Origin of the sequence: Helicobacter canis (assembly GCF_900451095.1) — a bacterium.
Taxonomy (GTDB): domain Bacteria; phylum Campylobacterota; class Campylobacteria; order Campylobacterales; family Helicobacteraceae; genus Helicobacter_B; species Helicobacter_B zhangjianzhongii.
This window is the reverse complement of the sequence record NZ_UGHV01000001.1, coordinates 1,914,298-1,926,836: the sequence shown is the minus strand read 5'-3', so window position 1 is coordinate 1,926,836 and position 12,539 is coordinate 1,914,298. Positions and strand designations below refer to the sequence as shown.

Annotated in this window: 15 protein-coding genes and 4 tRNA genes; 11 read left to right on the top strand and 8 right to left on the bottom strand. The window is 44.4% G+C overall.

Translation table 11 applies throughout. The features are described from left to right. Position 1: 1 nt before the first annotated feature. The 5 genes from DX060_RS09055 to ppk2 form a co-directional block, all read right to left on the bottom strand. A complete protein-coding gene (locus DX060_RS09055; protein WP_115012136.1) occupies positions 2-1,201 on the bottom strand; it encodes a trans-sulfuration enzyme family protein in 1,200 nt (399 codons plus the stop codon). Then, a complete protein-coding gene (locus DX060_RS11505; RefSeq protein ID WP_181814266.1) occupies positions 1,191-1,367 on the bottom strand; it encodes a hypothetical protein in 177 nt (58 codons plus the stop codon). The genes DX060_RS09055 and DX060_RS11505 overlap by 11 nt, the downstream gene beginning before the upstream one ends. A 54-nt stretch (positions 1,368-1,421) precedes the next feature. After that, complete coding sequence (locus DX060_RS09050; RefSeq protein WP_115012135.1) at positions 1,422-2,708, bottom strand: hypothetical protein; 1,287 nt, start codon at positions 2,706-2,708, stop codon at positions 1,422-1,424. A gap of 16 nt (positions 2,709-2,724) precedes the next feature. Further along, entirely contained in the window at positions 2,725-3,225 is a 501-nt protein-coding gene (locus DX060_RS09045) for a DUF2273 domain-containing protein (RefSeq protein ID WP_115012134.1), read from the bottom strand. A 207-nt stretch (positions 3,226-3,432) separates the two neighbouring features. Continuing rightward, positions 3,433-4,278, bottom strand: a complete 846-nt coding sequence (ppk2, locus tag DX060_RS09040; protein ID WP_115012133.1) for a polyphosphate kinase 2 — start codon at positions 4,276-4,278, stop codon at positions 3,433-3,435. 125 nt (positions 4,279-4,403) lie between these two features. On the opposite strand from ppk2, the gene DX060_RS09035 reads away from it, so the two are divergent. The 7 genes from DX060_RS09035 (at position 4,404) to DX060_RS09005 (ending at position 7,832) form a co-directional block, all read left to right on the top strand. Continuing rightward, positions 4,404-5,156 carry a CinA family protein gene (locus DX060_RS09035; protein WP_258552280.1) on the top strand — a complete coding sequence of 251 codons (753 nt, stop codon included), beginning with the start codon at positions 4,404-4,406 and terminating at the stop codon, positions 5,154-5,156. Between the two features lie 51 nt (positions 5,157-5,207). Continuing rightward, positions 5,208-5,283 (top strand) — tRNA-Lys (locus DX060_RS09030). A 15-nt stretch (positions 5,284-5,298) separates the two neighbouring features. Further along, positions 5,299-5,373 (top strand) — tRNA-Glu (locus DX060_RS09025). Between the two features lie 47 nt (positions 5,374-5,420). After that, positions 5,421-5,496: transfer RNA gene (locus DX060_RS09020), tRNA-Val, on the top strand. A gap of 58 nt (positions 5,497-5,554) precedes the next feature. Next, a tRNA-Asp gene (locus DX060_RS09015) sits at positions 5,555-5,631 on the top strand. Positions 5,632-5,706: 75 nt separating this feature from the next. Then, complete coding sequence (locus DX060_RS09010; protein ID WP_115012132.1) at positions 5,707-7,053, top strand: EpsG family protein; 1,347 nt, start codon at positions 5,707-5,709, stop codon at positions 7,051-7,053. Then, positions 7,050-7,832: a hypothetical protein gene (locus tag DX060_RS09005; RefSeq protein ID WP_115012131.1), complete on the top strand. Its 783-nt coding sequence runs from the start codon at positions 7,050-7,052 to the stop codon at positions 7,830-7,832. The genes DX060_RS09010 and DX060_RS09005 overlap by 4 nt, the downstream gene beginning before the upstream one ends. Before the next feature lie 114 nt (positions 7,833-7,946). Here DX060_RS09005 and DX060_RS10925 read toward each other — a convergent pair whose 3' ends face one another. Together DX060_RS10925 and DX060_RS09000 are read right to left on the bottom strand one after the other, a co-directional pair. After that, positions 7,947-8,144 carry a hypothetical protein gene (locus DX060_RS10925; protein ID WP_147278828.1) on the bottom strand — a complete coding sequence of 66 codons (198 nt, stop codon included), beginning with the start codon at positions 8,142-8,144 and terminating at the stop codon, positions 7,947-7,949. Further along, positions 8,107-8,523 carry an SEL1-like repeat protein gene (locus tag DX060_RS09000; protein ID WP_147278827.1) on the bottom strand — a complete coding sequence of 139 codons (417 nt, stop codon included), beginning with the start codon at positions 8,521-8,523 and terminating at the stop codon, positions 8,107-8,109. The genes DX060_RS10925 and DX060_RS09000 overlap by 38 nt, the downstream gene beginning before the upstream one ends. A 163-nt stretch (positions 8,524-8,686) precedes the next feature. Between DX060_RS09000 and DX060_RS08995 the strand changes: the two genes are divergently transcribed. From DX060_RS08995 to DX060_RS08985, 3 genes are read left to right on the top strand one after another with little or no spacing between them, the layout of a single operon-like run. Beyond that, on the top strand, positions 8,687-9,865 hold the full coding sequence (locus DX060_RS08995; protein ID WP_115012129.1) for an FtsW/RodA/SpoVE family cell cycle protein: 1,179 nt from the start codon (positions 8,687-8,689) through the stop codon (positions 9,863-9,865). Between the two features lie 3 nt (positions 9,866-9,868). Continuing rightward, a complete protein-coding gene (miaA, locus tag DX060_RS08990) occupies positions 9,869-10,798 on the top strand; it encodes a tRNA (adenosine(37)-N6)-dimethylallyltransferase MiaA (RefSeq protein ID WP_115012128.1) in 930 nt (309 codons plus the stop codon). Positions 10,799-10,840: 42 nt separating this feature from the next. After that, positions 10,841-12,043, top strand: a complete 1,203-nt coding sequence (locus DX060_RS08985) for an FkbM family methyltransferase (RefSeq protein WP_258552277.1) — start codon at positions 10,841-10,843, stop codon at positions 12,041-12,043. A 6-nt stretch (positions 12,044-12,049) separates the two neighbouring features. Here the strand turns inward: DX060_RS08985 and DX060_RS12170 are convergent, their stop codons facing one another. Next, on the bottom strand, positions 12,050-12,172 hold the full coding sequence (locus DX060_RS12170) for a hypothetical protein (protein WP_258552276.1): 123 nt from the start codon (positions 12,170-12,172) through the stop codon (positions 12,050-12,052). A gap of 55 nt (positions 12,173-12,227) precedes the next feature. On the opposite strand from DX060_RS12170, the gene DX060_RS08980 reads away from it, so the two are divergent. After that, positions 12,228-12,536: an ATP-dependent Clp protease adaptor ClpS gene (locus tag DX060_RS08980; RefSeq protein WP_115012127.1), complete on the top strand. Its 309-nt coding sequence runs from the start codon at positions 12,228-12,230 to the stop codon at positions 12,534-12,536. Positions 12,537-12,539: the final 3 nt, after the last annotated feature.

Sequence of the window (12,539 nt, the reverse complement as noted above, 5' to 3'; positions counted from 1 at the left end):
TCTAAAAAGAATCTAAAAGCAAGTGGCTAGAATCTAATATCAAGGCATATTGCGCACGACTTTTTTCAATCGCTTGATGTATATCTTCAAGCAAGTCTTTGCCATATTCAATGCCAACAGATAGGCGGATAAGATTTTCAGCTATCCCCATAGATTCACGCAGATCTTTAGGGATAGAGGCGTGGGTCATACTCGCAGGGTGGCAGAGCAGACTCTCCACGCCCCCCAAACTTTCAGCTAAAACGATAATACGCGTGGATTTAAAAAAGATCCTATAATCATACTCTGGCTTTAGGATAAAGCTTAGCATTCCTCCGCCACCGCGTGCTTGAGAGCTTTGCACTTCATATTCACTATCACTTTTTAGTCCCGGATAATACACTTTTTCTACCGCTTTGTGTTCGCTTAGAGCTTCTGCTAGAAACAGGGCGTTTTCACAATGTCGCTGCATTCGTAAGCCTAGCGTTTTCATACCACGGATAAGCAAAAAACTATCAAATGGCGCAAGCACTCCACCAATGCTATTTTGCAAGAATCCTATGCGTTCAGCCAAGCTCTCATCATCTACCACCACAAGCCCGGCTACAAGGTCGCTATGCCCGCCAAGATACTTTGTCGCAGAATGCACCACAATATCAATGCCAAGCTTCAAAGGCTGCTGGAGATAGGGCGTCATAAAGGTATTATCCACGATACTTAGCACGCCTTTTTGTCGGCAAAGCTGGGCAACTTTTGCCAAAGGCGTAACGCTTAAAAGCGGGTTGGCAGGGCTTTCAATCAGCACGGCTTTGACTTCAGAGGTTAAGGCAGCATTGAGCGCGTCTAAATCCCTTGTATCCACGATTTTATACACGATACCAAAGTTGTTAAAGACTTTATCTAAGATTCTAAAAGTCCCACCATAGACATTTTGTGAGATGATGAGGCAATCTCCACTTTTAAATAGGCTCAAAATCGTGCCAAGAGCTGCCATACCAGAGGCAAAGGCAAAGCCATATTTCCCGCCCTCACATTCAGCAATAAGGCTTTCAATCCCATCTCTTGTAGGGTTTTTGGTGCGAGAGTATTCATAGCCTTTGTGTTTGCCTAGCTCATCTTGTGCGTAAGTAGAGGTTTGGAAAATAGGCGTATTTACCGCCCCTGTGCGTGGGTCTGTGGTAAGTCCCCCGTGGATTAGTGTCGTATCAAAGCTACTTTGCATAGAAATCCTTAAGTTTAAATTTGATGCCAAAATAGGATTCTAGCAAATCTTTGATAACGCCCCCTAGAATCCGTGTTTGATCTAGAATCCACTTTTTTAAAGTGGATTCTAGTGCTATGGATTGCTTTGCGCTGTTGCTAAAGAAGCTTTGCGCTGGCTTTGCCACGCAGATGGCAGCCGCTCTCTGCGTATCTAGCTAGGGCTTGGAGCAGCCCTAGAGCTATTTGTATGATTCAAGTAGGGTGGTAAGATCTGTGCCTTGCAAATGCGTAGAATCTATAATGCCTTGCAAAAGCTCTTGTTCATAGGATTCTAGCTTATTGTCAATGAGCATACACGCCGCAAGATCTTTAAGCAAGGTCTCAATAAACGCACGCGCTTGTTCAGCCTCTAGCACATCGATGATTTCTCGCAAATAGCGCAGATAATTGGTGTGATCAAGCTTGATAATACGCGTATCATTCACTATGCTATCAAAGACTTTTTCTGCTATATCGCCTAGCTCTCTTGCTCGCTCGTGCATTTTTGCTTTTTGGAGCTGCTGCTGCTCTTTGGAGTTTTGCGGGTGGTTTAAGAGCATTTTATACAGACTAAAGAGGGCTAAAAACTCTTCATACGCTATTGCCTCTTGGGTGATGGGAATATCTCCTTTGCGGATAGTATCGATGAGTGCTTTCCGCTCTTCTTGCACAAGTCGCGGGAGGGCAAATTCATTATTGATCTCCATAAACGCCACACAAGCGGAGATAAGCTTGCTATTTTCTTGATTGTATTGGCTTTTGACATTGTTTAAATATCGCTTGGTGTGTGTGAGAAATTGCCCACGCAATTGCGCAGATAGGCTTAGCTCTTTGTCTTTATCGCTTTTGCGTATTTCTTCTACTAGCGTTGGATCAAGGATAGCAGAGTCAAATAGCTCCAAAAACTCCTGCCAATTTGGATTATGCTGTGTTTGTAAAAATCCATAGACACTTACTATCTCATCAGCCGCTGGAAAGATGAAAGGGTTTAGCACTCTTGTGGGCTGCACTTCAAATTGCCCTTGCTGTATGAATTCATCAGTCTTCTGCTCTTTGCCCCTATCTTTTGCCGAGCTGCTTATAAGCTTATACGCACCATAGCCGATAGCTGCTGTGCCTGCTGCTGCTCCAGCTACCAATGCCACAGGCGCAGCTGTGATTGTAGTAAATAGCGTAACGCCAAAGAGTCCCCAGCTTGTCGTAGTCGCCCCTAGTGTCGCCGCAGCTCCTGCTCCAGCTACTCCGCTAAGCCCTATCGCTGCTGTCGCTCCTGCGTATTCCAATACACCTACTTGATTGCCTAATGATTTGTGAAAAACTGCCGAGTAAGCCTCCTTGTAAGTAGTATTTCGCTCTTCAGGACTTGCTTTGCTAAGAATCTTAATAAGTGTTTTAATATTTTTAGACATAACAAGCGTTTTGTAGCTGTCTTTCCACTGCGTATTTCTTGGCGTGAGTCCTAGATCTCCTGCTTTTAGTTCAGCCATTTTGTCTCCTTTGTCGTTATTTGAAGTCGTTTTTCAACGCCGCTAAAATTTCTCTAATAAGCTTGAAAAACTCTTTTGTCGCATTTGTCGCGCCTACAAGCACCTTAGAAAGCGTGCCATCTACTTGTGTGCCACCTTTTTGCAGCTGGTCAAGATAGCTGCCGATAGTCGCTCCAAGAAATGTCGATAGCAGTGCCAAAATCCCGCCAATAAGCGGCACCGCGCTAAGAAACAGCCCAAATATCGCGCCAATAAGCGTGCCTAGTGCCATATTTGGATTCTGGCAGATAAAGTCCCAAAGCTTCACGCAAATGATCCTGCCGATATAGACAAGCTTGCCGCTTATGATTTTTGTCGTCTCAAAGAGCGTGCCCATCTTGCGTCTAAAATCCGCTGCGATAGGGGCAGGTAGATTTAGCCCGCTTATGATTTTCTCAATTAAGACATTGGATTCTTTTGGCGTGAAGCTTGTGTCATCAAACTTCACTAGCTCTGTTAGTGCTACTGATTGTGTCATTGGTATCTCCTATGAAATAATTTGCAAAATGCGGCTTGAGACTCTAACAAAAAAAAAAAAAAAAAACAAGTCAAGTGTAAAGCGCGTGGATTGCTATGTGGCAAAAGTATTATGCCGCTAAGGTGTGGCGCGAGTGGATTGCGCGAGATGTGGGCAGAGATTGCAAAAGTGGATTCTAGGCTAGAATCCACTTTTGATCTAGGCTAGCTATACCTGTGGAGATTGAGAGTATGGGTGCAAGATCGCAGGATCTGGGAGCATACACACAGCCGAAGGGTCCTTGCCCTCATAGTCAATCTTGCTAAGCAAATCGCGTGCGATATTGAGCCTAGCAGCCTTTTTGTCATTAGAATTTACAATGATCCAAGGTGCGAAAGGCGTATGTGTGCGTGAAAACATCTTTTCAAATACGGAGGTGTATTCATCCCATAAGTCAAGGGACTTAGAGTCAATCGGGCTTAGCTTCCACATTCTAAGCGGATCAGTCTTCCTGCGCTTGATTCTGCGCTTTTGCTCATCTTGCCCCACATCAAGGAAGTATTTGAAAATCATCGTCCCGCTAGAGATGAGCATTTGCTCAAGATTGCTTACTTGATAGATAAACTGCTTATATTCTTCTTGCGTGCAAAAGCCCATTACACGCTCCACACCCGCGCGGTTATACCAGCTCCTATCAAAAAACACAATCTCCCCTCCACTTGGCAGTGTGCTAATGTAGCGTGTGAAATACCATTGCGTTTTTTCAATTTCTGTGGGCTTTGGCAACGCCACGATACGAAATCCTCGTTGATTCAAATGCTCTGTGAGAGCTTTGATCGTCCCGCCTTTGCCCGCTGCATCGCGCCCCTCTAGGATAATGACGATTTTTTGATTGGTCTTTTTGACCCAATTTTGCAACTTCAGTAGCTCGACTTGAAGCTTCTCTATCTCTTTGAGATAAAATTCCTCGCGCAAGCGTCCATTCTTTTTTTTATAGATCTCTTTGGCGCGAGATTTGTCGGACTCTGGGCGAATGGTGATTGCCTTTTTGGACTCTTTTTTGCCTTGCTGCATAGCCACTCCTTAAGCAAATGTAAAGCTACTATTATATGGGATTAACTTGAAAGATACTTTAAAAATTTTAAGCAAATTTGCTAGAATCCTATCTTCTTAAATCCCACAACCCACAAAGGATCACAATGGACACTGCAGCAAGCAAGATGATTATGTTTCTTCATATAGATATGGATTCTGCTAGGGTGCTTTGTGCAGAGATGATTGACACACTGCATCTCATCTGGGAAGACAAAGGCTCTTACGCACTTCTGCAAGGCAAGCAGGCGCATATCGATGCATTTGAGCTATGGGTGAAGGGGTTTTTCAAGCAGGGTGTAATCCTTGGAGAATGCCTAGAATCTATCGCGCTAGAGAGACTTACAGCGCAAAATCTCACCCTAGCAACCGCAGAGAGCTGCACTGGTGGGCTGCTAAGCTACCGCTTCACGCGTATTGCTGGGGCTTCTAGTGTCTTTGTTGGGGGGATTACTAGCTATGCTAATGTGATTAAAGAGCGGATTTTAGGGGTGGCACACGATGATTTGCGAGATTTTGGCGCAGTTAGTGAGCCGGTGGTAGGGCAAATGCTACGCGGAGTCTTAAAGCAATGTGGCGCAGATATTGCCATAGCTAGCTCTGGCGTAGCAGGACCTAGTGGCGGAAGTGCGCAAAAGCCTGTTGGGTCGGTATTTTTAGGCGTGCAAGCTGCCGGCAAGCCGCCTATGATAGAGCAGCACTTTTTCGCAACCAATAATCTTAATCTAGCTAGCAAGCACCACCCCATTGACTACACGCAAACCACTATCTCCTATCATCTCACCGCCCGAGAATATATCCAGCTTGAAGCCTCGACCAAAGCCCTAGAAATGCTCATTAAATATTTAAACACAATGTAAAATACTCTTGACAAACAATGATAAAAACCCTATAATCTCGCTTTTTATTTTGACCCGCTAGCTCAGCTGGTAGAGCAATTCCCTTTTAAGGAATGGGCCGTTGGTTCGAATCCAACGCGGGTCACCAGTATGATTAAGTAGTGGCCCCTTCATCTAGTGGTTAGGATACCACCCTTTCACGGTGGCTACAGGGGTTCAAATCCCCTAGGGGTCACCACTTTTTCTCTCTTGCTATTCTTATTTTAGTTTATTTGTGTAGTGTTTGGTCGCTTAGCTCAGTTGGTAGAGCGCCACCCTTACAAGGTGGATGTCACAAGTTCGAGTCTTGTAGCGACCACCATTGATGATAAACTTTCATATTGAGCTACAATGTAAGGCGCAGATATGAAGCGCAAAATGGAGCGGTAGTTCAGCCGGTTAGAATACCTGCCTGTCACGCAGGGGGTCGCGGGTTCGAGCCCCGTCCGCTCCGCCACCTAACCAACATATAACTTTTATCACACTTAGTCGCTAGAAATGGAGATTTAATTAGAAATGCTACGAGCTCTTATTGCAAATTTACGCATATATAAATCTCGTGGAGATGAGGGGGGGGGGGGGAAACACTTCTCCTAAGCTCAAGCTATCTAATAGCCAAGTAGCATATCTACACGATTCTAATCCCAGTAGCTTCTATTCTAGCTGTGCATTGCCACTTTATTGCACTGCGCTATTTTTGCTTCCTGTTGTTTTGCTGCCATTTACGCCATTTTATGCCTATATATTTGGGCTATTTATTATGGTCGGTTTTTCTGCATATATTCCTAAAAATTTTAGAATCTTACTTAGCATAACGCTGTGTTTATCTATCGCGCTAATTTATGCAAGTCGCTTGTATTTTAATCTCGCCACAGATTCTGATGATGATTTTTCGCGCTATTATCAAAACTACCTTGATGTCTATGATGGACTCTCTGGGGCTATGACACTATGGGGTGGGGGCTATGAAGTTGGACTGCCTATATTCTATAAACTCCTTTCGATATTGCTGCCAAAGCTTCCGCCGCAATATGTCCTATTTTGCACTGCATTATTTGCAACCACATTGATGTATATATGGCTTGAAATCTATGGGCAAAATTTTGTTACAGATAAACAAAAAGCCGCATTGATCGCCTTTAGCTTGTATATCGGCGTGTTTATGGAGACACTTGGGCTTACTCGACAGGGGCTTGCAAGCATATTTTTGCTCTATGGCTTTTTTGCTAAGCCTATACACATAAAATTGCTCTTTTTCATTATCGCAGCTAGTTTTCACCTAAGCTCCATTGGCATTATCGCCCTTTGCTATATTGCATACTATTTTCCTAGGCTTACGCTAGCTGTCTTTGTGGCATTTTTTATCGCGTTTATTATAGGGGCTTCTTTTATCAATACACATCTAGTGGAGAGCGCGACATTTTTATATAAACATTTTCCTAGCAGAATAGTGGAATACATTCTCCACTATGTCAATGCCAATGGCTACAACCCCTACTATCTCATCTACACCAACATTATGAAAAGCATCATTATGCTCTGCATTGTTTTCACACTCTTTGTTATCACGCCTAATGACACTCTTAAACGCTTTAGGGTCGTGATTCTTATAGCATTTGTCATATATATCACAAACATTATCCCGGGTAGGAGTATGATGCTTGTGTGTGATACATTGTTTTGCTTTATTATTTTTGTTGTTTTTAGGCATTTTTTTCATCTCACACTAGTATTTTTCTTCCCTTACTTTCTTAAGCTTATGTATAACTATTTGTTTTCAGGTGATCACCCTGAGACTAGAGCTATGGAGCTATTTTTCTCCTATCCAGAGGCAAGCCTATATCCGTTTTATTACTTTTTCCAAGGAGCATTGCTATGAGATATTATGATGATTTTGCCATTGTGGCGGTGTTTATCAAGCGTAAAAAGCTTTTTTTTATTTCTTTGTGTGTTTGCTTGATTTTAGGTGCATTTTGGGTGCAAAGCCAAATCAAAGCTATCAAGCAAGAGCGCGCACTCTACCACGACTCACAAAGTAGCACACAAGAAAAGGCATTGCAATATGGCTTTATACAATACAACAGAACTCAACAAATCCAAATAGCAGACAAAGTGATCCAAGACACACTTGCGCAATTCGCACAAGAAGACAAAATCACGGATTTTCGCAGCCACCTTGCGACACCATTTTTCTCTATCTATGTTGTTTTTTATACACACGATAATCCGCTTCCTGCAATTATCCAAGCCCTAGAATCCCACCCCGTTACCCAAGAGGTCAAATCAACCCTCGCTGCACTGCTACCAGCTTTTAAGGACAAAGAGCAAGCAGCCTATGCAAAAATGCTTATTAGCAATGGATTTTTCAAGATTGCTGATATACCACACTACATTGAAGACCCATCGCAAAGACCGATCAACAAGCACTACATACACCTTGACAAAGAAAGACTCTCGCAAAAAGGATATAGCATAACTTCCACAGAGATCATCAAACACCACCAAAGCCTTAATAGCAATAAAATCTGGGTATTTATGATCGTTTGTAGCATTATGATAAGTGTGTTTATCATCTTTGGTGTAGAAAACTTCGCCAACCTACGCCAAAGACTCAAACAAGCAAAAGTGCCGCAGGCTGATAGCTATATCAGCTCTTAAAAGTGGATTCTAGGGGTAGGCGATTCAGCCTTGGGTGAGCGATTCCGCAGATTTTAGGGATTTGGAGGCAACCGCAGACCATCAGTCTAGCTCTGCCCCCAAATCCCTAAAAAGCTACGAAAGCCCCACCGCAACTCTTAGAATCGTGCGGCAGTAAAGCAGGTTTTGTAAAGCAAAGTAAAGCAAACCAAGCTTTTTGAAGTAAAACAAGCTTTTGTGAAAACGCCTGTTTTCTCTCACTCGCGAGCCGATAAAGTCGGCGTGGCGATCCATACTAGAATCCACTTTTGTAATGCGTGCTTGTTGTGCCATAAAGATCGCCATAAAGATCGTTAGGCAAGCTTGCTTCTCTCTCCCATAGTCGCCAATATCGCGCATACATCGTAGTAGGATAGGCTTGAAGCTTGCTAAGCTCATAGCACGCATTGCTAACCCCAAGCACACAAGCCCTAGAGTAAAATGCCCTAGCACGCATAAGATCGCTTGACTTTTTATCGCCAAAGAGTAGATTCTGGGCGACATACAAGCACGCTATGCCATCGCCTTTGGCACACCAATGTGCTGGGATTGAGAGATCGCGTGTTTTTGGCTTTGAGAGACTAAAGCCACTTGCCACACTTGCCACGACCAAAAGCAGCACAAAAGCTAGCCCTAGATACATCATCAACGACCGGATATGTGGGTGTTGCATACAGCTCCTTTATGTGTGCATTACGCACGCTTGAATGCACTACTAATTCTACTACATCGCACTTTTTGTAAAACATTGTAGCGAGCAGTGCTGCCCTTAACCTTTAAGCTTGACTAATCCTTTTTTAGCTAGAATCCACTTTTACTTTTCACTAGGATTATGTATGGATTCTCGCGCAGATACAAAGCTGTTTTTTTATGTCAGTGCTTTGGTGATTATCGGCGTGGTGATGAGCTACTCTCTGCCTGCCTACACCACACTTGCTTATCATTATGGCACATCACACTTTTTCCAAAGAGAATTTGCGAGTGCTGTGCTTGGGATTTTGCTTATGTGGATGATCGCGCAAATCCCCCCAGAAAAATACTTCTTAAAGTTTGGGTTCTTGCTGTTTTTTGTGGCATTTATCCTTATGCTGCTTATGCCATTTTTGCCAGAGAGTCTAGCGACTTCCGCGGGCGGGGCGAAGCGGTGGATACGCCTGCCATTTATCTCTATCGCGCCAAGCGAGTTTTTCAAGATCGGCTTTGTATTTTTCCTAGCGTGGAGCTTCTCACGCAAGTTTGTCGATAATCACAAGCGCACAATCACGCAAGAAATCCTAGTGATCTTGCCTTATATCGCTGTATTTTTTATCGCGGTGCTGCTTATTGCCGTGCTGCAAAATGACTTGGGGCAGGTGGTGCTGCTAGCTCTCACACTTGTGGTGATGCTTATCGCTGCTGGTGGGAGCGTGGGGCTATTTGGGATTTTGCTGCTTGTAAGCTCTGTGCTTGCTAGTATATTTATCGCTATATCGCCGCATAGGATTCTACGGCTTAAGCTATGGTGGGCAAACGCCCAAGACTCTGTGCTAGCGATTTTGCCCCAGAGGTTTGAGCAGTATTTGCGCGTGGAGAATCTCCCAGAGCCTTACCAAATCTACCACGCTACCAATGCCATACACAATGGCGGCTTGCTAGGGCAGGGGCTAGGCAATGGCAGCATAAAGCTAGGGTTTTTAAGTGAGGTGCATACTGATATGGTGCTAGCAGGCATTGCTGAAGAGCTAGGATTCCTAGGGCTTTGCGTGTGTGTGGGGCTGCTAATGCTTGTAGTCTTTCGCGTGCTTAAAATCGCTAATCGCGTGCAAAATGATGTGTATTATCTCTTTTGCATAGGGGTATCTATGCTTGTAGGCGTGAGCTTTATCATAAACGCCCTAGGCGTAGCTGGGCTTATCCCGCTAAAAGGCATTGCCGTGCCGTTTCTTAGCTATGGGGGTAGCTCTATGCTAGCAAACTGCCTTGCCATAGGGCTTGTGCTAAGTATCAGTCAAAAAGCCCAATACGAAAAGTCCTAGTTTATGTCTCAAAGCAAGCCCCTAGAATCCACTTTTGCCCCCCACACCCCCACGATCCTAGCCCTAGTTGCCCCCACCGCAAGCGGTAAGACAGAGCTTGCCATAGAGCTAGCCACTGCTTTAGATGCAGAGATTTTCTCCATAGATTCTCTAAGCATTTATAAGCATATCAATATCGCCTCTGCCAAGCCCAGCCAAAAAGCCCTATCCCAGATCCCCCACCACGCCATAAATATGCTTGAGCCAAGCGAGCATTGCAGCGCGGAAGTCTTTTGCACGCTTTTTGCCCAAGCTCTGCAAGCGTGTCAAAAAGAGTTTTTGCTCATCGTAGGCGGAAGTGGATTCTACCTAAGCTGCCTGTATGAAGGGCTATCAGCTATGCCTAGATTAAGCCAAGAAGAGCAAGCAGGTATAGAAGAGCGCATACGCAATCTAGCTAGCCCTTATGCCTTTTTAGCCGATATTGACCCACAAAGTGCGCAGAGCATAGCCCCAAGTGATACTTATAGAGTGCAAAAGCTCTTAAGTATTTACTTTGCTACACAGCTCGCCCCAAGTGTGTATTTCGCCACGCACACTAGATCCCCCCTAATCCCAAAGCCACCAATCTACACCATACACACGCCAAAGCCAGAGCTTCACGCACGCATAGAGGCGCGCACCAAGGCTATGCTAGATTCTGGGCTGCTTGATGAAGCGCGGTTTTTGCTAGAAAACTATGGGCGATCTATCCAGCCCTTTAAAGCCATAGGGCTAAAAGAGTGCCTTGATTATTTTGACGGAGAGCTAGAATCTAGCGAGCTAGAGCCGCTTATCGCCACCCACACGCGCCAGCTTGCCAAACGCCAAGCCACCTATATCCGCGCCAAATTCCCAAGCGCGCAAGTAGAATCTAGTGAGAAGCTCTATGATCGCATTATGTGCGAGATCTAGGCTATAATTGCATACTATTACACTACCATTTAAGGAGCGATTATGAAACTGCGATCATTGTTTGGATTCTGGGAGTATAGGGGTGCTAGCCTAAAGCGCAAGATCCTAGGGCTCCCACTTGTAAAAAGCCATAATGTCCTAAGCCTACTTGTCTTTGGACTCCCACTCATACAAAGGAAGAGATATACAAGTCTCGTAGCAAACGGGGGGGGGGGGGAACTCCTAAGTAAGCGTATGCTTGCGTTTAATAATCATATCCATATCACTGATTATGCTTTTAGATTCTGTGGGATTTTGTGCTATGCTACAAGAAATTATCGCAAGCTTGTGCATCTCACAGCTTTAAAGCCAAATGGACTACTTCAGCCCACGCTTACTAATGACCCAGATATACTTCCAAAGCTTGCCAAACTCACAGCAGGTATGCCACAAGAAAGCGTAAATCTAGCCTATACAATCATCACACGAGAAATACAAACAAGCCCAATATCAAGCCGCACTAGGCTTTGCTACACGCTCACACAGCAAGAGCTTGACGCCCTACACACACTTGCCCACGAGTTTTATGCCAAGATTCTGCCCTTAGCACCAAATCTATGCTACTACAATGGCTACTTTCTCCCAGAAGACAATCTTGAATGCTCTGTGTTTTTCTACAAACACGGGCTTGATACCCTGCGCCACCTTGATCGCTTAAAGACTAAGGACATCATCGATGTAGGCGGCTATATCGGCGATAGCGCATTGATCTTTCAAGACTATACGCAAAAATCTATCCACTGCTTTGAGGCGAGCAAAAGCACCTATGAAAAGCTACTTACAACCCTACGCCTAAACAACACCACACGCATTATCCCTATCAATAACGCCCTAGGAGCAAGAGAAGAGAAGCTAGCCATTAGCGGCGGAGGTCTTGGGGCGCATTTAATCAAAGAGCAAAATGACTTAAACAGCGAAATGACAGAAGTTATCACGCTAGATTCGTATGTGCAAAAGCACAATATCCAAGTGGGCTTTATCAAAGTCGATATAGAGGGCTTTGAAATGGAGTTTCTACAAGGTGCCAAGCACACCATCTGCACGCAAAAGCCCACAATGCTACTAAGTATCTATCATCAAGCAAGTGATTTTTTTGGCATTAAGCCCTTGATAGAGTCGTGGAATCTAGGCTATACATTTCGCCTATACAAGCCACTTGATGACACCATATCCGTAGAGACCGCGCTTATTTGCGAAATGCCCTAACCGCGCTTATGCAAAAGTAGATTCTAGGATTTGTGATAAAAATGCCCACATTCTGTTATTGCGAGCCTTGCGACAGCAAGGCGTGGCAATCCACAAATCCACGCAAGTGGATTCTAGGTGATTAAGCATAGTTTATGCTACTTTTTAGCTACAATTATCCCCAAAATCACAAAAGGATCGCCCAATGCCAGAATCTAGTGCGCAGCAAGCCTGCAATACTTCTGCCCTAATTGAGCTAGAGATGCCAAAAATGGTGCGTGTCGTGCTACTAAATGACAACTACACCACCCAAGAATTTGTCGTAGAGATTTTGCAAAGTATTTTTCACAAAAGCTTGATAGAAGCCCAGCAAATTATGCTTGAAGTGCATAATCACGGCAAGGGTGTGTGTGGGATCTATCCCTATGACATCGGCGAGACAAAGACCCAAGAGACAATCCAAGCTGCCAAAAAAGCCTCCTACCCGCTCAAAATCTTCACAGAATCCATCTAGCAT

Coding starts and splice junctions, on each gene's coding strand:
- DX060_RS08985 (WP_258552277.1), top strand. CDS start 10,841: ATGAAACTGCGATCATTGTTTGGATTCTGGGAGTATAGGGGTGCTAGC.
- DX060_RS09050 (WP_115012135.1), bottom strand. CDS start 2,708: ATGGCTGAACTAAAAGCAGGAGATCTAGGACTCACGCCAAGAAATACG.
- DX060_RS09005 (WP_115012131.1), top strand. CDS start 7,050: ATGAGATATTATGATGATTTTGCCATTGTGGCGGTGTTTATCAAGCGT.
- DX060_RS08980 (WP_115012127.1), top strand. CDS start 12,228: ATGCCAGAATCTAGTGCGCAGCAAGCCTGCAATACTTCTGCCCTAATT.
- DX060_RS09045 (WP_115012134.1), bottom strand. CDS start 3,225: ATGACACAATCAGTAGCACTAACAGAGCTAGTGAAGTTTGATGACACA.
- miaA (WP_115012128.1), top strand. CDS start 9,869: ATGTCTCAAAGCAAGCCCCTAGAATCCACTTTTGCCCCCCACACCCCC.
- DX060_RS09055 (WP_115012136.1), bottom strand. CDS start 1,201: ATGCAAAGTAGCTTTGATACGACACTAATCCACGGGGGACTTACCACA.
- DX060_RS10925 (WP_147278828.1), bottom strand. CDS start 8,144: ATGGCACAACAAGCACGCATTACAAAAGTGGATTCTAGTATGGATCGC.
- ppk2 (WP_115012133.1), bottom strand. CDS start 4,278: ATGCAGCAAGGCAAAAAAGAGTCCAAAAAGGCAATCACCATTCGCCCA.
- DX060_RS12170 (WP_258552276.1), bottom strand. CDS start 12,172: ATGCTTAATCACCTAGAATCCACTTGCGTGGATTTGTGGATTGCCACG.
- DX060_RS09000 (WP_147278827.1), bottom strand. CDS start 8,523: ATGCAACACCCACATATCCGGTCGTTGATGATGTATCTAGGGCTAGCT.
- DX060_RS08995 (WP_115012129.1), top strand. CDS start 8,687: ATGGATTCTCGCGCAGATACAAAGCTGTTTTTTTATGTCAGTGCTTTG.
- DX060_RS09035 (WP_258552280.1), top strand. CDS start 4,404: ATGGACACTGCAGCAAGCAAGATGATTATGTTTCTTCATATAGATATG.